Raw genomic sequence first — 25,685 nt, forward strand, 5'->3', positions numbered from 1 at the left:
GATCAGCTATCGAATCGTCTTATAGTCTGTTACTTTATTTTTGCCTGTCGTCTTGGAGTGATACATGGCCGTATCGGCCTGATGCACCAGTTCATCGGGCGTCACCCCACTCTTGATAACACTATAGCCAACACTAATCGTGACGATGCTCTCTGCTTCTACCCGGGCACGAATACGCTCAGCGACAGCCCCCGGCTTCGCCTTCTTATCAACAATCATGGCAAGAAGCTCTTCTCCGCCGTAGCGGCCAGGAATACCGATATTCTCGGTCTCCTCAGTAATAATCTCAGCGACTTGTTTCAGCACCTCGTCAGCACGGGCATGGCCTTGCGTATCATTGAGCTTCTTGAAATTATCAATATCGCAGAAGATAACCGCTAGTCGCACGCCTTCCTCAGCATAACGCTTCAAGCGCATACCAAAGTATTTTCGGTTGAACAGACCTGTTAAGCCGTCCGTAATCGAAGTGCGATAGATGTGCTGGAGCAGCTCTACGATTCGTTGGAACAAAATGAGGAATAGAACAAGATAATAGAGCACCCGCAGGTGCTGCATATGTACAATGATGGCAGGAGGAACGGTAAGCTGTGCCCAGGTATCGGCGATGACCCACAGTGCATAGATCAGCAGACTAATCAGGTATTTTCCTTGTTGTCCGATTCGTGGCATAATCCATAATAGACCCCATACGATAACCAGCAGACGGTGGGTTTGACTAAAGATCAGCAGCCCAGGGTCCTTCCAGCTGGCAGGTACTGATGGAAGGAGGACACAAAGAACAGGTGGTACTAGTAGCAGCACAATAAAGGTGCTAAAGGTCCAAAAGAATTTTGCGTTCGACTTCCGATACAACTGATAAACGGCCCCGTTAATCAACAGGAAGGCGAGCGACTCCAGCACAGCGATCCACGAGGAATCATAGCGTGGGGATAGGCTTGTTGCCGAGTAGAGATGGTAGCTCTCATAAGCAATCACAAACAGCCCAGCTGCAATAAAGTACAAATAGGCTTTTTTTCGCTGCTTGCCGTACATCATTATACACATACACAACATGATGAATAGAATACATAGACCGGCAACAGCCGCAATGACGGGTGGAAGCCACACGGACATGGCCCACGGAGTAGATAACAGCTTCACGAATTCACGGCTCCCACGTGCGTTACACGCAATAAAAGTACAGCATATTCCATAAAACCTGCTGAGGATCGACGCCGGGTGTTGACCAACGCAATTCCTCAGGTTCTATTGCTTGGCTCGTTCCAATCCGATACAATTAATTGTATTTATGCCGATCCGGAGAACTGCTGTCTGGATTTCCAATATATCATGTTTTCAGAAGCTATGAAAAGTCAATATAGACGGCTACAGCTGGATATTTTGGAGCATAACGCTCCGGGTTCCAGCATTGCTTGAAAGGGGAAGCACGTCATGAAATTGCTACAGGCACTCTTTTTCCCTCCCGAGCAGCCGGGGGGCGTATCATCCATGATTCCTTATTTGCAGGAACGATTCACGGCTCCGCGCTGGGAGATGGAGCTCTTCTCATTACCCAAAAGAATCCGCAACAAGGGTCAGGAAGAGGTACAATTCGATACGTTCGATTGGACGGAATTCACTGACAGTGCGATTGTCCAGAAGTACATCCAGACCTACCGTGATTATTTGTGGTGGACGAAATTGCGCATTCATACTCCATATGATCTGGTTCATGCCCATCATCCCATTGCGGGCCTGGCCATGAAAGCAGTGTTCCCTCATACCCCTCTAATTCAGACGATACACTCCTCCTATGAGCGGGAGCTGATTTTGAACGGAAAGATTGTGGAAGGGGGGCCTGAGCATCAATTCCTGATCTCGATCTATCGTGAACTGGAGCGCAAGACGGATCGAATGCTGACCGTGTCCGGCTCCTTTCGTAATTATATGAGTCCTTATGTAGATCATCATGAGCGAATTCAGATTATACCGAACGGCTATGATGAACGGCGTTTCAAACCGATTCCTCACGAAAATGATGTGGCCCAACTAATTACAGTATGCCGGCTTGTCCCCGCAAAGGGCATTGATACGCTGCTTAAGGCCTGTGCGGAGCTGAAAAAGCGGGGAGTCGACTATGTATTGCACATTATCGGGGATGGTCCTATTCGCCCGGAGCTTGAGCAAATGGCGCAGGAGCTTGGTATATATAATGAGACAATCTTCTACGGCTACACCCTGCACCCGGAGGAATTCATGCCCTTCTTCGATATCTTCGTGCTCCCGTCACGTGCAGAGGCATTTGGATCTGTATTTGCCGAGGCTGCACTAAGCTGTCTTGCACTTGTTGGAACCAATGTGGGCGGCATTCCAGAGCAGATTGAGGATGGGATCAATGGCCTCCTTGTACCCCCGGAGGATGAGGTAGCACTGGCAGAGGCGATGGAGAAGGTCATCGTTGATCCGTCCTATCGTTATGAACTGGCCCGTTCAGCCTGTGAGAAGGCCAAGAGCAACTATTCGCTCAGTCGGGCCGTCCATGAATTGAAGAAGCTGTATCTAGAGTTCAATGAATAGCTGATGGAGCGAAAAAATAAAAATCCAACTTAGGTTCCCGTAGGCTTGATTGGTGGCTTGGTATCTGGCTCGTGGGTACGGATGACGGACGGCTGGATATTCGGTGTAACTGTCTGTAGCGGAGGTCTTTTGTAGCCATTCTTGATCAACGTCAGTGCCCACACAAGGCTAAGGGATCCGAAAATAGGATACAGTACGGATAGTAATGAGCTGAAGCCGAATTGGCTGATCAAATAGCAAGTACACATAATACTTAGAGTGATCAGACGTGGGTGCATTGACAGATGATGCTGAAGCTGAAGGGTAAGACCATATATATCTGCAACGAAAGTACTGAAAATTTCCATGAATATCATGGTGATATATAGCAGCTGAATAGCAGTCCCTAATTGAACAGCTACATTCCCCATGGGAATTTCGAATTGCTGAATACCCGGCATTTGGGCTGACATCGCGAAGTGAGCGGACATCAGCATCAAACCTACGCCAAGCCCACCGAGTAGCCCGCCCTTAATGATGGTGGAACGCGAGGCTGTCTGCGCGCCCAGAGGCACCAGCACGGCTTGCGCCATCGCGAGGTTGAACGAGGTGTAGAGTAGCGGCGACAGCAGACCTTTTAATAAGGGCTCATCCGAGATCAAGGTAATGAAACGATCAGCACCAGGTGCCTTGATTGTACTGAAGATCAATAGAAGTGATAGAATCATCATAATGGGGACGACAATGGAATTGATCTGTAATATGGAACGCATCCCTTTTCCCAGCAGCAGATAGGTGCCCAGAAGTGTGATCAGCAGTCCAATCTGGTAATGCATATTCAAGTGCTCTACGAATACAGAGCCAGAGCCGGCCAGCATGACACTGTTCACACCCAGAATAATAATTAGCGTAAATAGGCTGATCCATTTCCCGGCCTTTGGTCCGAATAGGTGCTTGTTCAAATCTTCGTAGGAATGTGCCGATATATCATGTGCAATGAGCATCATCCGGGTACCAAGCCAAATAAAGGCCATCGTGGCGATCAGGATGGTGAAGGTAGCAACGCGGCCGTACTGTGTAAAGAACTGGAGGATTTCCTGTCCGGTGGCAAACCCCGCACCGACAATAGTGCCTATATACGTGAATGCAATTTGAAGAACATGGATATCCCGTCTCATTCCTTTCCTCCCTTTCCTCCCTGCATAGGCTGTGGATGAGCCTACGCTTCTTTATAGGGTATGTCCAGGGAGAATGGGACATGACTCGAAGTTATGGAATGGCCACACGCAGCAAGTGTACAGATCAAGTAGTGACAGGAGTTATGTACAATGGGTTCGATCGTTTCCTTTATTTTAACTTATGGATATGCTGCGATGTTTGGGCTGCTTGCCTTGGGAGTCGCTGGCGTACCTGTTCCGGATGAGGTCATCATGATTGCCTTCGGAGGACTGGTGTCACAAGGGTATTATAATTTTTCGGCAGCACTTATCGTTACTTTTTGCGGCAGTATGACCGGAATGCTGTTCAGTTATGCCTTGGGAAGGTTCCTAGGAAAGCCGCTACTTCACAAGTATGGCAAATGGGTTCGTCTGACACCCAAGAAGATTGCGGTGTCCGAGAACTGGTTCGGACGCTATGGTACATGGGGAATTTTGTTTGGTTATTTTGTACCCGGCCTTCGACACCTATCCTCTTATCTGGCGGGAACGACCCGTCTTAAATTCTCATCGTATCTGCTGTATGCTACCCTAGGCGCACTGATCTGGTGCACCACATTTCTATGGGTGGGACATGCTGTCGGCCTGCATTGGGAACAGGTGGCATTGGTCATGGAGAAGGTCACCCGTAAGATGGGAGTAGCCGTTATTCTACTCATGATGATTGGTGCATTCATTCCTTGGGCATGGAAAAAATATAAATTAAAAAGCCAAGGCGATTCCCAAGCTTGATGCGGGAAGCGAACTATGGTACTTTTACGGCATAGGATAGGGCTTGGGAGGTCATTGACATGGAAGTATTGAAGAAGCGTATATTGGAAGAAGGGGTTGTGGCATCAGAGCAGGTGCTGAAGCTGGATGGCCTGCTGAATCATCAGGTGGACCCTGAGCTGACCATGGAGATGGGCCGGGAATTTGCTAGACGCTTCCGTGAGGAGGGAATTACACGTGTGGTCACTGTCGAATCCTCGGGTATTGCTGTGGCCTTCGCGACTGCGCTAGAGCTGGGAGTTCCGCTGGTATTTGCCCGCCGTAAGAAGACGTTGCTGGCTGATCCGGATGCATTATGCGAGCGGGTGCCTTCCTTCACGAAGGGAATTGTAACGGATATTATGCTGTCTAGACAGTACATTCATGAAGATGATCGAATACTGTTCATTGATGACATTATCGCCAATGGAGATGCAGCACGAGGCATGGTAAAGATCATCGAGCGCTCAGGTGCTAGTCTAATTGGATTTGGTGTTGTCGTAGAGAAATGCTTCCAATCCGGTGCGCAGTCTATTCGGGAGCAAGGCATTCGTGTGGAGCCGCTTGTTCAGATATCCTCCTTGGCAGACGGTAAGGTTACGTTCATAGAATAGACGAAATAGATGGTATCCAGCAGGCCTAATTTTTGACAATGGCTTTGCATGTGCATGGATTTCGCTTATAATAGACGTAAGGTTTTGGGAGAGAGGAGGCAGCAACATGGGGAAAGAGCAAATGACAGAACAATATTTCCTGGATAAATTGGCAGCGGCTAAAGTTCACTTTGAACGTGCTCTGGATTGCAAGCACACGGAGTTTGATGACCTTTATCCCTATATGATCGAACACCCTCAATTTTTCTGGTATAAGCGTTATGTAGCATGGTCTGAGCTGTTGACACTCGTTAGCTTGTGTGAGGATTTGGAATTTGAGTGGAAGGAACACTTTACACCTCATCAGGTTGATTATGTAGAGCAACGTGTGTTGTCTGCAAAGGTACTTGACTTCTGGTACGAGAAGAACGATAGCAAAGAACACGCTAACGCTGATCATTCGGGATGAATTTGTTGCTCAGTCGGCATTCCATATAGCATGCATCGTTTCTATGAGCGATGTACATGAACCACCGAGACCTAAATGATCCCATTTAGGTCTCTTTCAGGTCTATGCAGGTTATACGTAACAGAGAGAACACCGTTAGGCTGATGCTGGTGCTGCCTCTGTTACGCAATAAAGGGAGGGAAGCATGTGATTAGTGAAGAGGAACTGGATGCACTGCGGGTCGCAGGCAGTAAGGTGCGAGTCATCCGTGATGGGGTCAAAGCCAACGATGTAGTTGGTACCGTACTGGCATGGGACGATCAGGATATCCTGATTCGGAGGCCGAATCGGAATGTGGCACGTGTACCGAGAACATATACTGTGCAGTTGTTCAGTGAGCCTCGCCCCGAGATGATCGAGCTAAATCAAGGGGAGTCATAGGGATAGAATGAGTGGAATGATGGCCTAAATAGAAAAAGCCATTTAACATAAGCATCTTAATAAGCCACGGCTATGTTAGGTCCTACGCAGTTAGTCAGATCTCACGAACCGGCATCTTACCAATGGAGTACAGGAAAGTCCCATATGCGCTGTATATAGGCTCGGCATAATTGTGACTGTATGGGGATAACCTAAGACTGCCACAAGAATAACGAGAGGATGTGCAGCACGGTGAAGGTGATGGAGGAGAAGGTCCACGCATATAAAGATCAGATCAGTGAGCTGGCACACAGTCTGCCAGAGGTCGTCAATGCTTACCACCAATTCACTGGTGAGTGCTTCGCTAGTGGAGCATTGGATGCAAAGACCAAGCAACTGATCGCGTTAGGCATCGGTATGTTTGCTAATAATGAGGTATGTACCTTCTATCATGTGAATGAGGCACGCTCCAAGGGAGCTAGCGAACAAGAGATTATGGAAACGATTGCTGTCGCAGGTGCAGTTGGTGGCGGACATGCCATGAGTCAAGGGGCGCTTAGGGTGCAGCAAGCGATTAAGCAGTAATGTGAATCGTAGTCCATATACAGAATAAGAGCTGGTCAATACCAGCTCTTATTGTCGTTGTCGTTTGTATATGCCTGATGAGCATTCCCAACATGGACCTAACTGCTTGTGACAAATACATATAGCTGCAGTGCTCTTCTTTGTGTAGTAAGAGCACTGCAGTACTTGAGGACAGCCTTGTCATGCCTGGACAGCAGCAAGGCGCTTCCAGGAGCTGGTGGAATAAGAAGGCTGCTTGAGGAGACGCTTACGGCGTCCCGTAAGGGGGACGGATTGGGCAGCAGGTGTAGGGCTTAAAGGACTCGTTCCCGTGAAGGATGAGGTGAAGGGAAGCGATGTGCTCAGCCCTAGATATGCACGCATCCGCTCATACATTTCCATACGGAATTCCGACATGGGAATGCTAAGCTCGTGCTGCTCTCCATGTGCTTCATAGACCGCCCGAACCAATCGCTCATCCTGGTGAAGCTCTAGCACAGCAATGGAGCGTTTCCTGAATTCATGCTTCACTTCGGACATTAAAATGCCAGTCCGGTCAGCTCCAGCGTGCACCAATTCTACATAAAGGTCGGGTGTCTTGAGCAGACCACTTTCTTCCAATATATGACTGTCTCGTTCAAATACCTTTTGGATAAAGAGAAGAAACAGATAGCTTCGAACTAACGGTAATTCTTCCTGTGTAACGACTGTCATAGCAAGTCACCACCTTGGGAATAATTGTGTTTAATCTCCTATTGTAAGAACCTTTGTTCTTAGAACTTATGTTCTTATTTTACTCCGTTCGTATGCATAAAATCAAGCCTCAATGCATAAAAAGCATGAAAATTTCTGGGTTATGTGTTAGGGATTCGCAGGAAATTCGTTATTTCAAAAAAGTATTGACTCAATTTGTACTACATGTTATGATCTATCTTGTCGCTGCAATAGCAGTCTGATACGCGGTCGTGGCGGAATTGGCAGACGCGCACGGTTCAGGTCCGTGTGGGCTAACCCCCCGTGGAGGTTCGAGTCCTCTCGACCGCATCAATCAAGAAGCTCTTGAATTCATCCTTAGGGATCATTCAAGAGCTTCTTTGTACTTTATGCTGTCTCAGCAATGTTAACAGGAATTGTAGTGGTAATTCATTTCAACTGAGTATAGAGACTATCAAATTCTGCTACTGAATCTGGGCTTGTGAAAATGTAAGGCGATGAAGGTTCCTCAATCATGCGGATCTGTGATGCTTGAATGTGAAGGGTGTCCTTGTCGTTCATGGAGGTGATCTGAATGGACCCTTTGATCTCTACCCATGTATCCTCGGGGAAGACGGCTGCATTGTCCCCTTCGACCAGCACGCCGAACGGCATAGCATCAGCTGGGCAGCACATCATGAGAAAGCGGCTGATAGCAAATGTATTTGCATTCATGCCCTCTTCCCGAAAGACGAAGCCCTTCAGCGTGATGGGTCTATTATGGAATACTTGCTTATACATATCTAGGGCGCCGATCGTCTCCGAGAAAATGGAAGCTTGAACATCGATCACGGGTAAGGTGTAGAGCCGCTTGGCTAATTCGGCGAATTCTACTGAATATTTATCCTTTGCTACGAACAATTCGTCCAGATTCTGTTGTTCAATAGATGCAGTATTCATGCTCTGTTGCTGCCGAGGAGTGTCTGGAGAAGCTGGGCCAGCCTGATCAGCTTGATTAAATGTGCGGTTCTCTCGTTGCAGTGTATCCAGAAGCTCTGGTGCCGGGAGGGAGTAGAGCAATCCTTTTTTCACAACCATGGTGCTCCCCAGTGCTTGATCAGGCAACAGCAATCCGAATAATAGTGGCACTACAAATAGACCATAGACGTTCACATTCCTGAATAATCCTGTCGGCAGCGGATGGTCGCAGTCACAAATCTTCTCCGTACTTCCTGTGAGAGTATGCCACAGCATGCCGATAGCTATGAACCATAGCGGTACAGGACAGAGAAGTAACAGCTTTTGCATATGTGGAGCCAGATAATAATGCAAGGCCTGGGTCTCATTCAAGTGCATAATGTAGCAGGCTAGAGCAATCAGTAGAAGTGCACGGCTGAAATAGTGGATGCGGACTTTGGCGTGAAGAGCCATTCGAGCCTCTCCTTTCCTAAAGTGTCCGTATTGTTCTTATACGGGCAGTGCTAGATGAGAATATCGATAGCCATCGATCCAAGAAGTATCAGGACCAGGAGCAGGAGACTAAGGACAGCCACAAAGCGGAGCTTGAACGTGGCCAGTAGCATCAGCAAGCTTTTGAAATCCAGCATAGGTCCAAGTACGAGAAAAGAAACAAGCGGTCCAATAGTAAAAGAGTGCGTAAAAGCGGATGCCACAAATGCATCAGAGGTAGAGCAAAGTGACAATATGAAGGCGAATCCCATCATGAACAAATAGGAGGAGAGCGAGCCACTCCCCAACTCTAATAGCTCGTCATGTGAAATGAAAGCTTGAATACAAGCAGTCACGAAGGCGCCCAGCACCAAATATTTACCCATCTCTATCAATTCATTGCCTGCGTGCACGAAGAAGCTGTCCCATGTTCTGGAGTGCTCATGAGAGGTCGCTGATCCAGTCTGTGCATGAAATCGTTGTAAGGATTGCTTTAGAGGGTTGCCAGAATACAATGAGTAGATGATAAGGCCTATAGAGACCGAGACTGCCAGTGCCAGTCCCATTCGCCCCCATACCACTTCGGGATGTGAGCGAAATGCCATGAGAGTTGCCATAAATACGACCGGATTCAGAATCGGACCGCTCAGTATGAAGGTCACCGCCATGTAGGCAGGCATCCCTTTCAGCATCAATCTGCGTACGACAGGAATCATTCCACACTCGCAAATAGGGAGAATGACTCCAAGCAAAGATGCGAGCAGCACGCCAATCACTGGGTTTTTGGGTTGCAGGCGACGAATCCACTGCTCTTTCACAAAGATCTGAAGCAGTGACGATAGAAGTACTCCTAGTAATATGAAGGGTAGCGCCTCCAGAAAAATCCCGATAAAAATAGTCTTGATATGCTGTAGCTGCGGATGTACAAGAAGATCACTGCCGTGAGACCAGACAGTCAGAGCAGGAATCAGAAATATCATGACGAAGAATAAGGGGAGCGTCTTATACAGCGTTGAAGCTTTCATCAGAGCCTCCTGTAATAGAGTAGAGTATGAGAGTATTCTACAACCATCTTTATTCAGGGATTATGAAATACATGAGCGGTTCTATACAAGTTACCCCAAATAGTGAACAGCGCTAATTGGAGCGTGTACGCTATGGCTATCAACCGAGAACGCTCGTCTTCCACTCTGCCAATAAGGAGCTCTCATCCAGTTCGAAGCCGATGATGACCAGATAACAGTCACCTTGATCGGAGCCATGCTCCAGCCGGAGATGTCTCCCCGTAAATTGAACGAGTGATGGTATAGAGGAATGCTCCAAAGGAACGTAGCCTTTGGCCCGTAGTACCTGATGTTCTTTGGACTTTAGCCATTTGGAAAGCTTTTGCAAGGATATAGGGGTCTGTTTGCTGATCGGAACCATGATGGTCTGGATGCGGGAAAAGGAAGTCTGGACCTGCCTCCTAGAACGCGTAGAATCTCTACTATCGTGACTGTGCGTAGATACAACCTCGAATGCAGAAGATGTACTGATTGACTTAGATCTACTAGATGACGTAGATGTACTGGATGTAGCAGAAGTGTTAGATAAACTAGATTGCTTAGATGCACTAGATGCACCGGCTTGGAGTTGTTTGCTTACGAGTCCTTCGGTGATAACATCCTGCTTGAATTGCCCATGTAGGGTATGGAAGACTATGGCTTGCTTGTTGTGCTTGCGTATCAAGTGTTCAACCTTGGAGAGCTGTGCCACGGAGATGAGGTCCTGCTTATTCACCAACACGATGTCTGCAATCTCCAACTGGCGACGAAGAGTGTGCACGAGTTCTCGATCCGAGGAGAAGATGCTACTGTATTCAAGCACATGCTCTGAATCTAGGACCGTGATAATCTTATGCAGAGCGATCTTGTGAATCAGCTCGGGCTCTGACATGGTATTGATGACCTCTTCAGGATTGGCTACGCCAGTGAGCTCGACCAGGATGACATCAGGTGTTAGGGCAAGTAAATTTTGGAGAGAGCCAGCGATTTCGCTCTTCTTACTACAGCAAATGCAGCCGTCAAACAGCTTTTCCAGCGGAAGGTCCTGTACTGCTTCGGTGATAATTCTTCCATCTACATCGGTCTTGCCCAATTCGTTCATCAGTATAGCGGGCTTGATCCTGCTTGCTTGCAGCGTACGGAGGAGCTTCAGGAGCAGGGTGGTTTTTCCGCTACCCAAAAATCCACTGATGATGATTACTGGTGTTTTATACATTCGCGTGTCTCCTAACAATATAGATTCTCGTACGAGGGCCTGTTAGCTGTATCTTGAAGCTACATTAATAGATAGGATGCCCTTGCTAGACGTGGTATGCATACTTGTATATACGCATAACTGATTGTAATAATTACTATTTTATGGGGTGGAGAGTGGTAAGTAAGGAAGAATTGATGACTTATTTGACCTGAAGATAACTTGAATAAGTAATTTGAAGCGCAAAGTGGATATGTAAATTCTACCAACAGGATGTATTTTTTGGTACATAAATAGGTCTAAATACCTATATATTATAAAGGGATAAGGGTCCTTTACTATGCATTACAAAACGTAGTGTTATCAAATGGTTACAACATTTTAACCTTTGAAAAAGCAGGAATATCTATGCTTTTCCAAGTCAATGGAGGATCTTTTCCTGATACCTAGTGCTCAAATGCGCCTGAATCAATACAGGACTTTGGCCTGATGATCGCTCCGGACCACCCGTTTACAATGGGACAAGCCCGGTTCACGGCGACCAGGTTAAAATTCTGTTACATCAGGAGGAACACAACATCATGAACTGGAAGAGCAAGATCATTACAGCAAGTGCAACAGCAGCGATGCTATTCGGAAGTCTTACGGCAGGTACATTCACGGAATCGGTATCGGCTGCCGCAGTAAATAGCTCCAAAGCGAAGGTCATCTGGGGCGTTAATTTACGCACCTCGCCGTCCACGTCAGCGAAAATTGTTCGTCAGCTGCCAAAAGGTGAGACGATCACGATTATCAGCCAATCCGGATCAGACTGGTACAAGGTGCAGGATTCAGCCAACCGGACTGGATATATATCCTCGTCATCCAAATATACGCAAGCGATCAGCGGTAATACCAGCTCTAACGGCTCAAGCAACAGCAGCACTTCGTCAGGCTCTACTAATACTTCTACAACTAAAGGCAGTGCAGCTGTCGAAAAGGTGATTGCTGCTGGCATGAAATACTGGGGCACACCGTATGAGTTTGGCGCAAGCCGGAGCAGTACAGCTACGTTCGATTGCTCAAGCTTTGTGCGTCAGGCGTTCCTGGATGCTCTGAGCGTTAAGCTCCCTTCCGATTCGCGTCAGCAAGGGGATTATGTAAAAGCCAAAGGTAAAGTGCAGACGGACTGGAAGAAGCTGAAGCGCGGTGATCTGATGTATTTTATGTCGTATAAAGGAACCAAGTCTTCAAGCTACAGTGGCGTGAACAAATCGACAGCGCGGATTACACATACAGGCATCTATCTCGGGGACGGCAAAATTCTGCATACGTATTCGAATGCAGGTGGTGGCGTAACCATCAGCGATATTGCCGGCAAGCATTGGGAGTATCGTTTCCTGTTCGGAGGTAGTGCACTGTAGCGATCTGAAAGGAGCTATATATGCCCACATCCAAAAGTGAAGCGTTACGCAGGATGTAAACCTGTCCTATGCTCAGCTGGATCGTGCAATGCTGTCTCATTGCGAGCTTAGACATTGCAATTTTGACCATTCCAAGCTAATTGTGAATATGGATCGACGGTCTTTGAGCATTGTTCCTTCCGGGAAGCTCGCATAGGAGCAGGGAGACTGGGGCTGGAATACGGAGGACGACGGACTCAGTTCCATCATTGTGATTTCTCGGGCGCGGTGCTTCGTGGTGTTGAGCTTCGTGTATGTAGCTTCGTAAATTGTGTGTTTGATCAGGTAGACGTACCCACCTGGGCGTATAGCGATTAGAATAGCTTAACTAGAAGACTCTAGTGCCATCGTAAGGATGGTGCTGGGGTCTTCTTTCATTTGCTTATTGTGAATGTGTGAAGCGGGAGTTTGACAGGAGTTTGACATTGAAGAAAGTAATGAGTACAATAGTTAAATCGTAATAATTACTAATAAAGGAGAGGTAAAGATGAGAGTCGTTGTTACATTGGCATGTACCGAGACAGGAGACCGCAACTATACCACCACAAAGAACAAGAGGACACATCCTGAACGGATAGAGCTACGCAAGTACTCTCCACGTCTGCGTCGCTATACGATTCACCGCGAGACACGCTAGTTATTGGTCTCCCTTAGGAACTACAGCTCGATTGATCACGAATTATCCTTGCAGGAGAGCCGAAGCCTCTTGGCTTTGGTCTTTCCTTAGGATTGAATCAACTTAAGCATCAGCCAAGACTGATGAAGTCTATAGAAGGAGTTCGACCTGAATGAGTAAACAGCGTACCGACTCACGTCTGCCTCGATCTAAGGGCACGGATGTAGCTACCGTATACACCCCGAAGGAGTGCGAGCGCAAGGTGAAGCGTATCGTGCTTCCCGCAGAAAATCGGCAGATAGTTGAAGAATTTATCACCATTCTGGGTATGAAGGAGAGGTTCGATCATTATGATGTGCCGATTCCTAATAAAATCGTAATGTTCGGGCCACCGGGAACGGGGAAGACACTTACGGCTTTTTATATCGCGGCACGTCTTCACATCCCTTTAATGCTGGTACGGCTGGATGCGATTATTCATAGCCATTTGGGGGAGACGGCAAGTAATGTTCGCAAGATTTTTGACTATGCCAGTACAACGCCATGCGTCTTGTTCCTGGATGAATTCGATGCGATCGCACGAACACGTGATAATAACGACGAGGTCAAGGAGATGTCCAGAGTGGTCAATACACTCCTGCAATGTCTGGATGAATTTGAGAGCAACAGTGTATTCATGGCCGCCACCAATCTGGAGGAACAACTGGATCACGCGATCTGGCGCCGCTTCGATACAAAGATGAATTACAACATGCCGGATGACAGGAGTCGAAATGAGTTCGTTCGTCTACATCTGGATCAATTTGCTCAAGAAGAGCATGTTCAGGAGGAAGCATCTCAAGTGCTGCAGGGCTGCAGCTTCGCCGATATGGAGCAGATCATCCTCAAGGCTAAGCGGAAAGCGATCATCGAAGATACCCCGCTAAGCATTCTGCACATCGAGCATTCTTTCGCTGAATACAAGCCTAGGATTATATCTGGATCTGCAGAGGACAGTGCTGTACGCAAGGAATAGTCAGGACATTTCATTTACTGTAACAAGGTACATATGTGCATGTGATGTATTTAATATTTAGTGCCAGAGAATCGGAAATTGTGAAAACAATCCGATGGCTCATAGCATCAGCGAGTTGATTAAGGCCATTCAGCAGGGGAATGCGGACGCCTCGCAAGCGATGACCGTGACCAGCAGCAAGGTAGGAGAGGGAGCGCATCTTGCCACAGAGGCCGAGCGCATCTTCGAAGAGATCGTGCGTGGTCTGGCAGACATCCATGATCAAAGCAATGAAATCTCCTCCTCCTCCCAGCAGCTCATGGCCGGTTCTCAGCAGATCCATGCGACCGTAGATCAATTGGCGCTGATCGCGAAAGACACCTCGGGTCATGCCCAGACGGTGGCGACGGCCTCTGAGGAGCAGCTGGCATCCATGCAGCAGGTAGCCTCTTCTTCGGCAGACTTGTCCCATCTGGCACAAGAGCTACAACAGTTGACAGCACGCTTCAAGGTGGATTAATCAGTCATACAATCCATACTTCGTTGACTTGCTTATAGCGTGTGCTATAATGTAACTCGTCCATGTAGATACAGGTTCTTTCAGTGGCACTCCTGTGCCGCTGGGGAACCTTTTTTTAGATTATAGATGACCGGATTCATAGAAGAGGTTCGATTAAAAGTCAGCAGATGTATTTAGGAGCGATAAGCTTGTCGGCATTATGGACTCAGGGGGATATAGCATGAAGAAGAAGGAATTTATCATTCATGATTTGCTTAGCAAAATTTACCAAAATCAATTTCCTGGCTTGAAGCTGCCCACCGAAAGAGAGCTAGCCAGGCAGTATGAGGTATCCCGCTATACCATTCATGAGGCGATTCAGAAGCTGCGCTATATGGGGATGGTTAAGGTCGTCCAAGGCTCGGGAATTTTCATTGAGAAAAATATACAGTCCAGCCCGCTTATCTATAACTCTCTGACGGAGAATCCCTACTCCAGTATCACCTCCAAGGTCATTGAGCTTCTCCGAGAACCAGCGACGTCCAATGACCAGCAGATCTTCGGGATCACCAGCGAAGAGGAGGTCTGGACCTATCAGCGTGTACGAATCGTGAATTATCAGACGGTACAGATTGAGCAATCCCGGCTGCCAGTGAGGCTATTTCCTGTGCTTACGATTCAGGATGCTGAGCATTCCATTCAGTCCTTTGTCAAAAAGCATAAATACACCATCTCCCATTATCTCAACACCTATGAGGCTATTGCACTGAATAAAGAGCAGGCCACATTGCTGCAGCAAAAAAGAAAAAGCCCGGCTATGAAGATATCAAGCCGGGGCATTCTGAATAATGGCATCATATTCGAGACGAGCGAGATTGTGGCGATTGATTATAAATGCACTTACTTGACCGCATTCAACAATGCGCATCACAAGCGAAGAAATCAATAAGTACGCATATCTGAGAGGGACTAGCCCTAAGGTGTCATCAGCGTGCCGTCCGGTAGACGGGCCTGTGTCCATTCGTGCATGCGATATTCTACCGGAAAGTTAAGCGCTGCGCCCTCATTGAATTCGACCCCGATTCCCGGATGCTCCAGCGGGTAGATATATCCGTTCCGGGCATCCAGCACTGGAGAGAATACACTGCGAGTATTCTCCTTGATCGGAATATTCTCCTGAATGGCTGCACTGTGTAGATGAATGTTCAGGTGTGTGTTCACGGCAATCCCGATCGGCGTAATGTCAGACGGTGTATGCCAGGCAATACGAACCCCGAAGGCCTCACAGAGGGCTCCCAGCTTGAGCGCTGGGGTAATGCCACCGATCTGGGAGACGTGACAGCGGATGTAATCAATCTGTCGATTCGCAATCAGGCTTCTCCACTCTAGCGGGTTATTGAACAGTTCGCCTGTGGCCATTGGAGTAGAGGTCTGTGAGCGAAGCTGCTGCAGCCATTCGTTCTGGTCCGGCGGTAGAATATCCTCGATAAAATAAGGCTTGTACGGCTCCAGATCCTTGGCAAATTGGACGGCCTGGTTCGGGAACAGCCGCTCATGCACATCATGCAGAATGTGGAAGCGATGCTGATACTTCTCTCTCAACTGCGCGAACATGCGGACGGTTGTCTGCATATATTCGTCCTGATCAAAATAAGAGCCAGGTGTAGACTGCTCTGGTGTATGCAGCTGCGAAGGGTTCCCTCCATAGAAGCCGAGCTGACAGCGAATGTGCTTGTACCCCTGCGCGAGAAGAGTGTCCACCTCATGGTACAGCTCCTCAATGTTATCAGCTACCGCATGCGTATAGACAGGGACGGCGTCCCGCGATTTTCCTCCAAAAAGCTGGTACAACGGCATGCCGGCCAGTTTGCCCTTAATATCCCACAAAGCCATGTCCACGCCAGCTATCGCATTATTCGTGATGGGCCCATTCCGCCAATAGGAATTTACCATCATCATATGCCATAGATCCTCGATGTTGTTGGCATCTTTTCCAATGAGTATGGGTCTAAGGTACTCCTCTACCAAGAGCTGAACAGCCTTCGGACGCTGTTGAAACGTAGCGCAGCCGAGCCCGACCATATTATTATCTGTTGTCACCTTGACGACCACCAGGTTATGGCGATCCGGCTTTAGCACAAAACATTCCACATTTGTAATCAGGGAAGGGTTCATAATTCTCCTCTTTTCTCAGAAATCTAACTTTATTGAAACACGTCTGAAATGCAGAATCAATTTGGTCGGGTAAAAGTGGCGGATTGCAAAATAAACCAGACCAATTTTATATTTAATTCAATAAAAACCTTGTTATATCAACGTTTTATTGGTAAGTGGTGTGAATTTTGGACTGCTTTTTATCGTGTGATCTTTGTGATACCATTCAGTGTGTAAACGGAACCAAAACTCAATTTTCAACAGACAGGAGAATTTTCGATGAGTACATTGAAGACGGTACAGGAGATCATTTCTGGCGTCGGTGGGGAGCAGAATATTGACAACGCTTGGCATTGCATGACCAGACTCCGATTTGATCTAAAGGATAAAAGCAAGGTGGATGTCGAGAAGATCAAGGGTCTCGAAGCGGTGCTTGGTGCACAATTCAACCAAGATCAATTTCAGGTCATCCTTGGTCCCAAAGTCACAGAATATTACAATGCACTCGCTAAGGAGCTGAAGATCGGGGACGCAGATCAGGGGGAGCCTAAAGAGTCACAGCCAGAGAAGAAGACAGGCCTGGTCACATTATTCATGAACATTGTATCGGGTGTATTTGGACCGATCGTTCCTGCCATTGCTGGCGCGGGGATGATCAAGGGATTGCTGTCCGGGTTACTTGCACTTGGTTATATTTCGGATCAGAGTCCGACGGTGCAGATTATTAATATGATAGCGAGCGGTGTGTTCACCTTCCTGCCATTCTTTCTGGCGGTATCGGCAGCCAAAATCTTCAAGACTAATGAGTATTTGGCGGTTGCCATTGCAGCCACCATTATGTTCCCAACCATGGTTGATGCAGCTAAGGCTGGGGAGATTTCATCCTTTGCCTTCCTAGGCTTTATACCGATTCCTGTATTTAATTACACGGGAACCGTTATTCCGATAATTTTTGCTGTATGGGCGATGAGCCATATCCAGAAGTACGTGAGCAAGGTTGTTCCAGAAGTGCTGAGAACTGTAGTTGCGCCTACACTTACGCTGTTCATTTCTGGTCTGCTGGCCCTTGCCGTGATCGGTCCGATCGGGATTTATTTGGGCTATGGCCTAGCTTGGATGATCCAGGGATTGTTTGATATTTCGTCTGTATTTGCAGGTGTCGTAGTAGGGGCGATTCGTCCGCTCGCTGTATTTACGGGAATGCACCATGCTATGACACCGATCGCACTTCATAACTTCGCCACCCAAGGGTGGGATATGCTGATGCCAATGATGTGTATGGCGAACTTCTCGATTGTAGGGGCTACCTTCGCAGTCTATTTCAAGAGCACCACTGCCAAGGAGAAATCAATTATCGTGTCTGCGTCGATCTCCGGTCTGCTGGGTATTACCGAGCCAGCGCTGTTCGGTGTCCTGGCCCGCTTCAAGAAAGCCTTCCTCGCCGCGATTATTGCGAGCTCGGTGGCATCGGCCTTTATCAGCTTCTTCGGCGTAAGGCTGTATGGCTACGTATTATCGAGTATTTTCAGTATTCCTGCCTATATCGGACCTTACTTCGTGTATGCGATCTCAGGCATGATTATTGCCATCGTATTGTCCTTCACGATCAGCTATCTGCTGCTCAGCAAAGCTGAAGTGGCCAAGCAATCGAATCCGGTAATTTAATACTCTAAAAGTTAAGAGAGCAGTGCTTCTCCTGTAAGTGGAGAAGCACTGCTCTATTTTTCTTGAAGATAATAGAATTGCTAAGTTCTCAGCGAAAGGCGATCGCCTTAGCCTTCCCATTCATGTAATAGCATAGCAGCGGCACCCATAGCTACAGCCTCGTCCAACAGCTGGCCTTGGGAGAAATGCGGACTATATTCAGGGTAGTGGTACAGGTTGCTTTTGGCTACCTCGATAGCCGTCTCATAGACCAAAGAATGAGCATTTATGAGTGCTCCGCCCAGAATCACATACTCCGGGTGCAAGGCGTTGATGAGATTGGCAAGGCCAATTCCCAGATAGGCAGCCGTTTCGGCGAATTGGGATTTGACAAGAGCATCCTCCTGCTCCAGGGCTTCGATCAAGGAGGAGAAATGAATCTCCCCCAAGGGTAGACCGCTCAAGAGGCTGGGACGACCAAGCTTGAGCTGGGAGCGAACACGATGCTCCAATGCAGGAACAGATACATAGGCTTCGAGCGCTCCGTAATTTCCGCCTTCCCGCAGTCTTGGACCATCCGCCTGAATCACCATTTGACCGATTGCACTTTCCGTATCGACGGCTCCTCGGACAATAGAGCCTCCTGACATCATCGCTGAACGGATGCTTGCCCCGGCGTGAACATAGAGCATATGCTTCAGCTCCTCATTATGCAGAGCCCAATGCTCGCCTATCAATGCAGTATTCGAGCCATTGTCCAGAATGGCTGGTATATTCAGCCGTTCTTGAAGCATGTCGCAGATGGGGACCTGTACCCAGGCTGCGGATGGGAATAATTCAGGCTTCAATATGATTCCTTTGCGTGCATCAAGTGGTCCAACGGCTCCAATGCCGATGCCTAGCATATCCTGTGGCTGAATATGATACTCGGACATGAAGCGCTTAGCCTCCTCGGCCACCAGATCAACCAGGCGCTCGGGTGTCATCTCGGCATCCATGATCCAGCGCACGGAAGCGAGTCGGTTCAGATGCATATCATACAGGCCAAGGGAGGACTTAATTCGCGAGATTTCCAGGCCGAACAGGTAACGGTATGTAGGGTTGGTCTGGAACAGAATAGGTTTGCGTCCGCCAGTCGAGTTGCCAAGCCCGGAGATGATAATTTTTCCTGACGTGGTCATGTCGTCGAGTGTACGGGTCATGCTGCTGCTGGTCAGCGGAAAATATTGCATCAGGTCGGCCTTGGAGGCCGTTCCCATGTAGGAGATACGATTATAGATTTCTTTCTGGATGGAAAGTTTGGAGCGAGTAAGCATATATAAAGCCTCCATTTCCAAGCTATTAGGTCGGGATATACTTCAGTATAGCGAGAAAGTTGGTTTTTTTCCAGTAAAGTCAATGGGAATGAGTGAGCAATTCGTACATATTTCCTGCCCGTTCCTCACACAATGAAGGCACATGTCTAAGAAGGTGTTTGCAGTATTAGAATATATGGCTGAAAAGTACGGTAGATGGATTACTTGGGATTGAGTAACGAGGAGGAAAATGCGATGAAAAAAGATCAGAGGCAGTCAAGACATACTAGCAATTTTCTGAGTAGCAAGCTCCTGAGTGGTAAGTTTCTGAGTAGCGAGCTCCATGATGGTAAATCCCTGAGTTATAAGGATCTGAAGAGCAAGAGCCTATTCAGAAAAACCTTAGAAAGCAAGGCCCGATGGGGGCTCTTGTTCATCTCCATGTTGCTTGTATGTACGTTAATGCCGCACATAGCCAGTACTTATGCAAGTGGGGGACAGGTAGAGGGTGGAATTGCCGACATTCATGCTGCTGAGAAGCTGAAGGCTTCGAGACAGTGGTCTTATGTAGCCAATGTCACAGAAGATACAACATCGCCTTCTCCTCCAGCCTCTAAGCGCAAGAAATGGGCTATCATTATTGATGATTTCGGCAACGACATGAAAGGGACGAAGGAGATGCTTGATTTACCTGTTCCCATCACGGTTGCGGTCATGCCCTTTCTTCCTACGACCAAGCGTGATGCTACCGATGCCCATCGTAGAGGTCATGAGGTCATTGTACATCTTCCGATGGAGCCCAACAAAGGAAGGCCCGAGTGGTTGGGACCAGGGGTCATTACCTCAGGACTGACTGATGCAGAGGTACGTGAGCGTGTGGAGAAGGCGATCGCGGACGTCCCCTTCGCTGTAGGGATGAATAACCATATGGGCTCCAAAATCACATCGGACAAGCGTATCATGTCCATCGTGCTGGATGTATGCAAGGAGCGCGGAATGTTTTTTGTGGATAGCCGTACTAACTACAGATCCGTTGTTCCCGAGCTTGCTGCTACGAAGAGCCTGCCGCCTGTTCGTAACGATATTTTCCTCGATCACAAGTATGATCGTAACCATATCTTCTCGCAGATGAACGTTGTATCAGACTGGTTCCGGGAGCATGACACCTGTGTCACGATTGGACATGTTGGGATATCGGGTCTGCATACGTCAGCGGCTATCCGTTCTTCGCTCCCCAAGCTTCAGCAGCAAGCCGACATTGTGAGACTGAGCTCCTTGATCAGCGATGTATGGCATTGGAGACCCGATCCTACCATGCCGACAAATAATGAGTAATGCCATCCGCGATGGAATCGGCAATAGCCTTCTGACCTGCCGTCGATTGAAGTAGGCGTCGATCCTGTTCGTTGCTTATGAATCCCGTCTCTACGATCACGGCAGGCTGTTTGATGTGATTGAGTAAATAGAAGGCTTTGCCGCTCACAGTAAGTCGTGAGGTTCCATACAGCTGATTCAAGGCCTGCTGGATACAATCAGCTAATAGGTAGCTATGTCCTTCATGCTGATACAGAACGATAGGGCCCTGACGATCCGAACGCTTGCTCCAGTTGGCATGTAGACTGACGACCAGGACGGTGGGCAGCTCCTCCGTCAAGCTCTTGCGCTGAGCGAGGTCCTTGCGGTGTCTGGAGGATTTCAACCAGTGATTGTGCTCACTGAGGGCATAGTCCCCGTCCCGGTTCAATACGGCTGCATATCCGCTACTGCGTAATAAAAGATACAGCTTACGTGCAATGTTCAGATTAATCTCCTTCTCCAGCACACCATGATGGCTGGTTCCCCCGTCAATTCCTCCATGACCTGCATCAATGATAATGACAGGACTTGTGAAGATCGGGTGGTGTGGCACGTCCTCTTGTGTTATTTCTTGCGGGAGCGGGGTGGAAGAAGCATCAACGTGTGAAGCTGTCGATCCTGTGAAGCTGCTGCCTGTGAGTGAAGGGAGCAGTGTGAACATCAGTACAGCGATAACTGATTTCATCAGAAATGTGGACATCATGGTGGGGAGCCTCCTGAAAGATGGACGTATTTGCCATTAGGATGCGTAGCGCAGAGGATAATATACCTGAGAGGTGCTGTGGCAACCCATCATGCCAACTATCATGCAGTTAAAACACAATTTTCATTTCCACACAGGTGATAGGAATGACCCCATTATTATAGACTGAAGTCTGGAAGGAGTCTGTATTACGTTTACATGTGTGCCTTCCTGTGCATGCTATAGGTATGGTCCTTTTACACAGGACAGAGCTTCTTACTGAGCATCTAGGCACATGAAGGAGGAATAATCATGGCTTCCAGTAGCGATCTGGTCAAATACATTACGGAGCAGGTTGTGCAATACATGAGCACCCCGCGTTCAGAGCGGCGCGAGCGCAGACATGGCAGGGAGCAGTGGCGGACCCGCTGGTTCGGCATGCTGCCCTTCTCCATACACATGTGGCTACGATCGGCACGCAGAAGGGAATGACAGGTCCCTTTGATAACAGACAAAAGGTTCATGAAGTCAGATTCATGAAGCCTCTTCTTTTCACGTCTGGTAATTCGTGGAAGGGGGAGGTTTTTTGTGCTGACGATTACTTGGTGGTCTAGCCTTCGAGCATAGTTTGTATCCCTTTACATGTGATTTAAGGATTGCTCTTTAAAATAAATGACATTTAGTCGATATATGCTTATAAAGGAAAGGGGGTAGGTCTATAAGACTATTCATTTGTCTATAAATTCAATCATTTTAAGAAAAAAGACCTGATTTATAGACTGAAGAGAGATGTACATACATTTTTTTAGGGGGTTATGACACGTGAAGGGCCTATCTATTAGTCGTAAATAATTATTGGGTTTTCTGAGTGTGCTCGTACTGTTGGCTGCTGTTGTAGCGATTTCTTATACTCAATTTCTTTCTCTGAAGCAGACTTTTACTGAGGTTGTAGAGAATCGTACAACCAAGCTGCTGCAGATCAAGGACATGATGATTAATTCCAAGACTCAGCAGGTTACGATTCGAACCTATGTGATCGGAGCGAACGAGGAAGGAGAACAGCAGTTCAATACGCTCTATCAAGAGTATCAGACAATTAGTGCAGAACTTCGGAAAACAATCAAAGAACAAGATATGATTGACCTTCTTAACCATGCTGATCAGGTAGGTGCGGATTACTACAGCTTCGGTCAGGAGATCATTGCACTCAGCAAGCAAGACAACACTGATGAAATTAGGGCTCAGTTGCAGACTAGGGGTCCCGAACTGATCACTGACTTTCTGAATACGATCACAGCTATGGAGGACTTCCAGCAGACGGCGCTGGACAGGGCCATCGTAGACTCGAATAATACAATCATTGCTGTTCTTCGGAACATTCTCATCATCGGTGTCGTAGCTGTTCTTGTCGGCACAGGTATTGCATTGCTGATCGGCAGACTCATTTCCAGACCGATTATCGCGGTATCCAAGGCAGCTACCCGCATTGCCGAGGGGGATTTGACAGGTGAGGCTGTTGTCGTTCGCAATCAGGATGAAACAGGTGAGCTGGCCAAGGCCTTCAATGCTATGACAGATAACCTGCGCAGTCTGGTTCATCAGGTAGCTAGCAACGCTTCAATGGTGGCGGCCTCCTCTGAGGAGCTGACAGCGAGCACGCAGCAGACGTCAGCAGCTACAGAACAGGTTGCAACAACCATGGATAGTATCGCCTCTGGTATGGATACGCAGGTACATATGGTTAATGAGAGCTTCCAGTCTGTGAATCAATTATCGGTAGGCTTCCAGCACATTAAAGACAATACCCAAAGTATGACGGAGCAGGCAGCAGGCGCTTCGACGATGACTGTGTCAGGTGCAGCGTCCGTACAATCGGCTGTGGAGCAGATGCAATCCATCCATCAGACAGTCAATGGTCTAGCTTCGGTCATTGATGAGCTTAGTACTCACTCCCAGGCGATTGGTCAAATGGTTACGAGCATTTCTGAAATTTCAGCACAGACGAATCTCTTGTCCCTCAATGCTGCGATCGAAGCAGCAAGAGCAGGCGAGCATGGAAGGGGATTTCAGGTTGTTGCATCAGAGGTTCGCAAGCTCTCCGATCAATCCGCCCGTTCGGCCGATGAGATTGTGAAGCTTGTGGCGGCCATTGATAAAGGTATGGAGCATGCCTCGAAATCCATGAGTGAGGTAACCGCAGAGGTGCAGGAAGGTATTCTTCTTGTGAATAAATCCGGCGAAGCCTTTGAAGAAATCCGTGACGCTGTCAGCAGCTCTGCATTGAAGACGCAGGAGGTCTACAGCGCTGTCGATACCATGTCTTCTGGACTGGAACAAATTAATACGAATATGAGGACGATTACTGAGGTTACTGAAAGTGCAGCGGCTGGCACCGAAGAGGTGAGTGCTACGGCGGAAGAGCAGTTGTCGGCGATGGAGCAGATCTCCGCAGCATCCACAGATCTGGCGAGCATGGCAGAGGAGCTGCAGCAGGCCATCAATCGTTTCAAGGTGTAAACATAACAGGCTTATTTAACGACGCATATAAGCATCCTGAGTCATACAAATGATAACGTGCTGATATTATAAGTTATTCCATAGGTGCATAACTTTTTTCTAGCCAAACTTGCTCAAAGTTATATACGATGTCTCCATCCTTAATTTGTCGCCGGTAAGTCCAAATAGTGTAGAATAAGAATTCTAAATAACGACCTAAAGGCTGCTAGATGATCGGTAACGATCCGCTAGCAGCCTTTTTCTGTTACAGTCCTTAAGCTTGAAGGAATTATTGCAGTATCCGGACGGACGTGATGAGTTGAGCTGGATAGGGACAGGTGCTCGCGGTTCTATTGTCCTGCAGATAGCACTGTAGCTTGTCCTGTAAGCTGTCCTGTAAACGTATAAAAGCTGCCTGTCTCCAGCAGTCGCGCAGCGGGTACATAGCGTATAGCCTCACTGCTACCGGTCACCCGAACATATGTAGCTGTGTGTGCGTCTGGCGCGTGTACAGTCTTCCAGCGCTGCAAGCCGCTCAAGGTAAGTGGTCCGCCATAAGCGTAGTTTGCCCCTGTATCACTATAGACCAGTGGAGAAGATGCTAATGCTTGCTCCAGCTGCTGATGGTTACGGATTGGCAGAGGCTTGGAGGTCAGCCAGCCCAGATGCTCATAAGGGGATAAATCTGCTGTAGCGGTAGAGAGCGCTGCATCGGCAGCATCGGTCAGAGGACTAGCCAATTCCATTGAAGCAGCCCTGCTCTCAGGCCCTACCTTTGAAGCTGGAGAAAGTTCATTGGCCTTCAAGGGCAGCTCCTCCCCAGTGAAGGCATCTATATAGAGAAGCTCGTCATGGCTACCGGAGCGGACTGCCCAATAGGCTGTCATGGGAGCCGCATAGTAGGCTTGAATGGCGGATTGCTCTCTGGGAGCAATGCCGCGCTCAGGCTCAGCAAGTGCGATCCGCTCCAGAGCATGCTCCAGCGTATTCATACTGTAGGGAATCTGGTCCCCTGCGCCATATTCGTTCAGTAGGTATGTGCCATCCTGCTGCTGGGTGAAAATCATGTAACCAATCACTCTATTCTTCTGATTCACGTGTACGAGCCAGCTATGTGTACCAGGCCCCAGTGGGTAGAATTGAAGCTGCCCCGCAGCCCAATCCTCGAAGGCAGCCTGCTTCCCAAGCGTACGCACTGCGGCTTCAGCAGCGCGCATGACGATGCTTGGTGCAGCTTGATATACCCCTGTGTCTGGAGCTTTTACAGGAGGTGGAGCCGAGATAACAGGCTGTATATCTTGAATAGCAGAGCCTTGAAGCTCTGCTGCGGAATCAGCTGCAGCCTTATTAATCATTGAAGACATCGGATGGAGCAAGGACAGACCGATCAATGCGGCTGTCAGAATGCCCACGCTTTTACGAAATGCTGAATGGTTCATACGTTCCCTCACCTTTTCTGCAGGACAGGTATCGAACAAGAGTGCTTGTCCCTACACGTCTAGCATAATATGATCCTGCCAAAAAGACTGCCGCAACCTGTCGGTGTCTCTCTAGCAGGATATGCCGCAGTCCGCTGTCGATATTCCTCTTTTTGGAAGAT

The 25,685-nt window shown here is 48.1% G+C and carries 27 protein-coding genes and 1 tRNA gene; 18 read left to right on the forward strand and 10 right to left on the reverse strand.

Going from position 1 to position 25,685, the window contains the following annotated elements; all coding sequences use genetic code 11:
• Nucleotides 1-6: 6 nt before the first annotated feature.
• Nucleotides 7-1,140 carry a GGDEF domain-containing protein gene (locus tag K331_RS0123640; RefSeq protein ID WP_156897704.1) on the reverse strand — a complete coding sequence of 378 codons (1,134 nt, stop codon included), beginning with the start codon at nt 1,138-1,140 and terminating at the stop codon, nt 7-9.
• 291 nt (nt 1,141-1,431) lie between these two features.
• Here K331_RS0123640 and K331_RS0123650 point away from each other — a divergent pair, with 291 nt between their 5' ends.
• Nucleotides 1,432-2,556 carry a glycosyltransferase family 4 protein gene (locus K331_RS0123650; protein WP_028592177.1) on the forward strand — a complete coding sequence of 375 codons (1,125 nt, stop codon included), beginning with the start codon at nt 1,432-1,434 and terminating at the stop codon, nt 2,554-2,556.
• 29 nt (nt 2,557-2,585) lie between these two features.
• Here K331_RS0123650 and K331_RS0123655 read toward each other — a convergent pair whose 3' ends face one another.
• Nucleotides 2,586-3,713 (reverse strand): YkvI family membrane protein, encoded by a 1,128-nt coding sequence (locus tag K331_RS0123655; RefSeq protein ID WP_028592178.1) that lies wholly within the window; start codon nt 3,711-3,713, stop codon nt 2,586-2,588.
• Between the two features lie 150 nt (nt 3,714-3,863).
• On the opposite strand from K331_RS0123655, the gene K331_RS0123660 reads away from it, so the two are divergent.
• The 5 genes from K331_RS0123660 (at nt 3,864) to K331_RS0123680 (ending at nt 6,548) form a co-directional block, all read left to right on the forward strand.
• Entirely contained in the window at nt 3,864-4,484 is a 621-nt protein-coding gene (locus tag K331_RS0123660; RefSeq protein ID WP_025680382.1) for a DedA family protein, read from the forward strand.
• Between the two features lie 59 nt (nt 4,485-4,543).
• Nucleotides 4,544-5,116, forward strand: coding sequence for a xanthine phosphoribosyltransferase (locus K331_RS0123665; RefSeq protein ID WP_018885883.1), 573 nt, complete (start codon nt 4,544-4,546; stop codon nt 5,114-5,116).
• Between the two features lie 106 nt (nt 5,117-5,222).
• Entirely contained in the window at nt 5,223-5,564 is a 342-nt protein-coding gene (locus tag K331_RS0123670) for a hypothetical protein (protein WP_018885882.1), read from the forward strand.
• 186 nt (nt 5,565-5,750) lie between these two features.
• A complete protein-coding gene (locus K331_RS0123675; RefSeq protein WP_028592179.1) occupies nt 5,751-5,984 on the forward strand; it encodes a hypothetical protein in 234 nt (77 codons plus the stop codon).
• A gap of 231 nt (nt 5,985-6,215) precedes the next feature.
• Nucleotides 6,216-6,548, forward strand: coding sequence for a carboxymuconolactone decarboxylase family protein (locus K331_RS0123680; protein ID WP_018885880.1), 333 nt, complete (start codon nt 6,216-6,218; stop codon nt 6,546-6,548).
• Nucleotides 6,549-6,728: 180 nt separating this feature from the next.
• Here K331_RS0123680 and K331_RS0123685 read toward each other — a convergent pair whose 3' ends face one another.
• Nucleotides 6,729-7,241 (reverse strand): hypothetical protein, encoded by a 513-nt coding sequence (locus K331_RS0123685; protein WP_028592180.1) that lies wholly within the window; start codon nt 7,239-7,241, stop codon nt 6,729-6,731.
• Between the two features lie 245 nt (nt 7,242-7,486).
• Between K331_RS0123685 and K331_RS0123690 the strand changes: the two genes are divergently transcribed.
• A tRNA-Leu gene (locus K331_RS0123690) sits at nt 7,487-7,571 on the forward strand.
• Nucleotides 7,572-7,670: 99 nt separating this feature from the next.
• On the opposite strand, the gene K331_RS0123695 is transcribed toward K331_RS0123690, so the two are convergent.
• The 3 genes from K331_RS0123695 to K331_RS0123705 form a co-directional block, all read right to left on the reverse strand.
• Nucleotides 7,671-8,651, reverse strand: coding sequence for a TIGR03943 family putative permease subunit (locus K331_RS0123695; protein WP_028592181.1), 981 nt, complete (start codon nt 8,649-8,651; stop codon nt 7,671-7,673).
• Between the two features lie 50 nt (nt 8,652-8,701).
• Entirely contained in the window at nt 8,702-9,694 is a 993-nt protein-coding gene (locus tag K331_RS0123700; protein WP_028592182.1) for a permease, read from the reverse strand.
• A 139-nt stretch (nt 9,695-9,833) separates the two neighbouring features.
• Nucleotides 9,834-10,928, reverse strand: coding sequence for a CobW family GTP-binding protein (locus K331_RS0123705; RefSeq protein WP_028592183.1), 1,095 nt, complete (start codon nt 10,926-10,928; stop codon nt 9,834-9,836).
• Between the two features lie 560 nt (nt 10,929-11,488).
• Between K331_RS0123705 and K331_RS0123710 the strand changes: the two genes are divergently transcribed.
• The 7 genes from K331_RS0123710 (at nt 11,489) to K331_RS0123730 (ending at nt 15,407) form a co-directional block, all read left to right on the forward strand.
• Nucleotides 11,489-12,310 carry a C40 family peptidase gene (locus tag K331_RS0123710; protein WP_028592184.1) on the forward strand — a complete coding sequence of 274 codons (822 nt, stop codon included), beginning with the start codon at nt 11,489-11,491 and terminating at the stop codon, nt 12,308-12,310.
• Nucleotides 12,311-12,371: 61 nt separating this feature from the next.
• Nucleotides 12,372-12,506 carry a hypothetical protein gene (locus K331_RS33160; protein WP_133568313.1) on the forward strand — a complete coding sequence of 45 codons (135 nt, stop codon included), beginning with the start codon at nt 12,372-12,374 and terminating at the stop codon, nt 12,504-12,506.
• Between the two features lie 17 nt (nt 12,507-12,523).
• A complete protein-coding gene (locus tag K331_RS33165; protein WP_226383691.1) occupies nt 12,524-12,667 on the forward strand; it encodes a pentapeptide repeat-containing protein in 144 nt (47 codons plus the stop codon).
• A gap of 169 nt (nt 12,668-12,836) precedes the next feature.
• Nucleotides 12,837-12,986, forward strand: a complete 150-nt coding sequence (gene rpmG, locus K331_RS0123715; RefSeq protein ID WP_018885873.1) for a 50S ribosomal protein L33 — start codon at nt 12,837-12,839, stop codon at nt 12,984-12,986.
• Nucleotides 12,987-13,137: 151 nt separating this feature from the next.
• Nucleotides 13,138-13,980 carry an AAA family ATPase gene (locus K331_RS0123720; protein WP_028592185.1) on the forward strand — a complete coding sequence of 281 codons (843 nt, stop codon included), beginning with the start codon at nt 13,138-13,140 and terminating at the stop codon, nt 13,978-13,980.
• A 94-nt stretch (nt 13,981-14,074) separates the two neighbouring features.
• Nucleotides 14,075-14,479 carry a methyl-accepting chemotaxis protein gene (locus tag K331_RS0123725; protein WP_028592186.1) on the forward strand — a complete coding sequence of 135 codons (405 nt, stop codon included), beginning with the start codon at nt 14,075-14,077 and terminating at the stop codon, nt 14,477-14,479.
• Between the two features lie 220 nt (nt 14,480-14,699).
• Entirely contained in the window at nt 14,700-15,407 is a 708-nt protein-coding gene (locus K331_RS0123730) for a GntR family transcriptional regulator (protein ID WP_028592187.1), read from the forward strand.
• A 26-nt stretch (nt 15,408-15,433) separates the two neighbouring features.
• Here K331_RS0123730 and K331_RS0123735 read toward each other — a convergent pair whose 3' ends face one another.
• Nucleotides 15,434-16,633, reverse strand: a complete 1,200-nt coding sequence (locus K331_RS0123735; protein WP_028592188.1) for an enolase C-terminal domain-like protein — start codon at nt 16,631-16,633, stop codon at nt 15,434-15,436.
• 258 nt (nt 16,634-16,891) lie between these two features.
• On the opposite strand from K331_RS0123735, the gene K331_RS0123740 reads away from it, so the two are divergent.
• Nucleotides 16,892-18,277 (forward strand): PTS transporter subunit EIIC, encoded by a 1,386-nt coding sequence (locus tag K331_RS0123740; RefSeq protein ID WP_028592189.1) that lies wholly within the window; start codon nt 16,892-16,894, stop codon nt 18,275-18,277.
• A gap of 107 nt (nt 18,278-18,384) precedes the next feature.
• On the opposite strand, the gene K331_RS0123745 is transcribed toward K331_RS0123740, so the two are convergent.
• Nucleotides 18,385-19,572, reverse strand: a complete 1,188-nt coding sequence (locus K331_RS0123745) for an ROK family protein (protein WP_028592190.1) — start codon at nt 19,570-19,572, stop codon at nt 18,385-18,387.
• Between the two features lie 234 nt (nt 19,573-19,806).
• On the opposite strand from K331_RS0123745, the gene K331_RS0123750 reads away from it, so the two are divergent.
• Entirely contained in the window at nt 19,807-20,886 is a 1,080-nt protein-coding gene (locus K331_RS0123750; protein ID WP_226383679.1) for a divergent polysaccharide deacetylase family protein, read from the forward strand.
• On the opposite strand, the gene K331_RS0123755 is transcribed toward K331_RS0123750, so the two are convergent.
• Nucleotides 20,861-21,607: an N-acetylmuramoyl-L-alanine amidase family protein gene (locus K331_RS0123755; protein ID WP_404821524.1), complete on the reverse strand. Its 747-nt coding sequence runs from the start codon at nt 21,605-21,607 to the stop codon at nt 20,861-20,863. The genes K331_RS0123750 and K331_RS0123755 overlap by 26 nt on opposite strands.
• A 294-nt stretch (nt 21,608-21,901) precedes the next feature.
• On the opposite strand from K331_RS0123755, the gene K331_RS0123760 reads away from it, so the two are divergent.
• On the forward strand, nt 21,902-22,081 hold the full coding sequence (locus K331_RS0123760; protein WP_018885864.1) for a YqzE family protein: 180 nt from the start codon (nt 21,902-21,904) through the stop codon (nt 22,079-22,081).
• Nucleotides 22,082-22,444: 363 nt separating this feature from the next.
• A complete protein-coding gene (locus K331_RS30365) occupies nt 22,445-24,106 on the forward strand; it encodes a methyl-accepting chemotaxis protein (RefSeq protein ID WP_318842597.1) in 1,662 nt (553 codons plus the stop codon).
• Nucleotides 24,107-24,435: 329 nt separating this feature from the next.
• Here the strand turns inward: K331_RS30365 and K331_RS0123770 are convergent, their stop codons facing one another.
• The gene (locus K331_RS0123770) at nt 24,436-25,524 is read right to left on the reverse strand and encodes a hypothetical protein (RefSeq protein WP_028592193.1); all 1,089 of its coding nucleotides are present in this window, start codon (nt 25,522-25,524) and stop codon (nt 24,436-24,438) included.
• Nucleotides 25,525-25,685: the final 161 nt, after the last annotated feature.

This window comes from Paenibacillus massiliensis subsp. panacisoli DSM 21345 (assembly GCF_000426545.1).
Classification (GTDB): Bacteria; Bacillota; Bacilli; order Paenibacillales; family Paenibacillaceae; genus Paenibacillus; species Paenibacillus panacisoli.

What these genes read in the sequence shown, in the direction of transcription:
- K331_RS0123650 (WP_028592177.1), top strand. Translation starts at nt 1,432, where the DNA reads ATGAAATTGCTACAGGCACTCTTTTTCCCTCCCGAGCAGCCGGGGGGC.
- K331_RS0123655 (WP_028592178.1), bottom strand. Translation starts at nt 3,713, where the DNA reads ATGAGACGGGATATCCATGTTCTTCAAATTGCATTCACGTATATAGGC.
- K331_RS0123660 (WP_025680382.1), top strand. Translation starts at nt 3,864, where the DNA reads ATGGGTTCGATCGTTTCCTTTATTTTAACTTATGGATATGCTGCGATG.
- K331_RS0123665 (WP_018885883.1), top strand. Translation starts at nt 4,544, where the DNA reads ATGGAAGTATTGAAGAAGCGTATATTGGAAGAAGGGGTTGTGGCATCA.
- K331_RS0123670 (WP_018885882.1), top strand. Translation starts at nt 5,223, where the DNA reads ATGGGGAAAGAGCAAATGACAGAACAATATTTCCTGGATAAATTGGCA.
- K331_RS0123685 (WP_028592180.1), bottom strand. Translation starts at nt 7,241, where the DNA reads ATGACAGTCGTTACACAGGAAGAATTACCGTTAGTTCGAAGCTATCTG.
- K331_RS0123695 (WP_028592181.1), bottom strand. Translation starts at nt 8,651, where the DNA reads ATGGCTCTTCACGCCAAAGTCCGCATCCACTATTTCAGCCGTGCACTT.
- K331_RS0123700 (WP_028592182.1), bottom strand. Translation starts at nt 9,694, where the DNA reads ATGAAAGCTTCAACGCTGTATAAGACGCTCCCCTTATTCTTCGTCATG.
- K331_RS0123705 (WP_028592183.1), bottom strand. Translation starts at nt 10,928, where the DNA reads ATGTATAAAACACCAGTAATCATCATCAGTGGATTTTTGGGTAGCGGA.
- K331_RS0123710 (WP_028592184.1), top strand. Translation starts at nt 11,489, where the DNA reads ATGAACTGGAAGAGCAAGATCATTACAGCAAGTGCAACAGCAGCGATG.
- rpmG (WP_018885873.1), top strand. Translation starts at nt 12,837, where the DNA reads ATGAGAGTCGTTGTTACATTGGCATGTACCGAGACAGGAGACCGCAAC.
- K331_RS0123720 (WP_028592185.1), top strand. Translation starts at nt 13,138, where the DNA reads ATGAGTAAACAGCGTACCGACTCACGTCTGCCTCGATCTAAGGGCACG.
- K331_RS0123725 (WP_028592186.1), top strand. Translation starts at nt 14,075, where the DNA reads ATGGCTCATAGCATCAGCGAGTTGATTAAGGCCATTCAGCAGGGGAAT.
- K331_RS0123730 (WP_028592187.1), top strand. Translation starts at nt 14,700, where the DNA reads ATGAAGAAGAAGGAATTTATCATTCATGATTTGCTTAGCAAAATTTAC.
- K331_RS0123735 (WP_028592188.1), bottom strand. Translation starts at nt 16,633, where the DNA reads ATGAACCCTTCCCTGATTACAAATGTGGAATGTTTTGTGCTAAAGCCG.
- K331_RS0123740 (WP_028592189.1), top strand. Translation starts at nt 16,892, where the DNA reads ATGAGTACATTGAAGACGGTACAGGAGATCATTTCTGGCGTCGGTGGG.
- K331_RS0123745 (WP_028592190.1), bottom strand. Translation starts at nt 19,572, where the DNA reads ATGCTTACTCGCTCCAAACTTTCCATCCAGAAAGAAATCTATAATCGT.
- K331_RS0123750 (WP_226383679.1), top strand. Translation starts at nt 19,807, where the DNA reads ATGAAAAAAGATCAGAGGCAGTCAAGACATACTAGCAATTTTCTGAGT.
- K331_RS0123755 (WP_404821524.1), bottom strand. Translation starts at nt 21,607, where the DNA reads ATGTCCACATTTCTGATGAAATCAGTTATCGCTGTACTGATGTTCACA.
- K331_RS0123760 (WP_018885864.1), top strand. Translation starts at nt 21,902, where the DNA reads ATGGCTTCCAGTAGCGATCTGGTCAAATACATTACGGAGCAGGTTGTG.
- K331_RS0123770 (WP_028592193.1), bottom strand. Translation starts at nt 25,524, where the DNA reads ATGAACCATTCAGCATTTCGTAAAAGCGTGGGCATTCTGACAGCCGCA.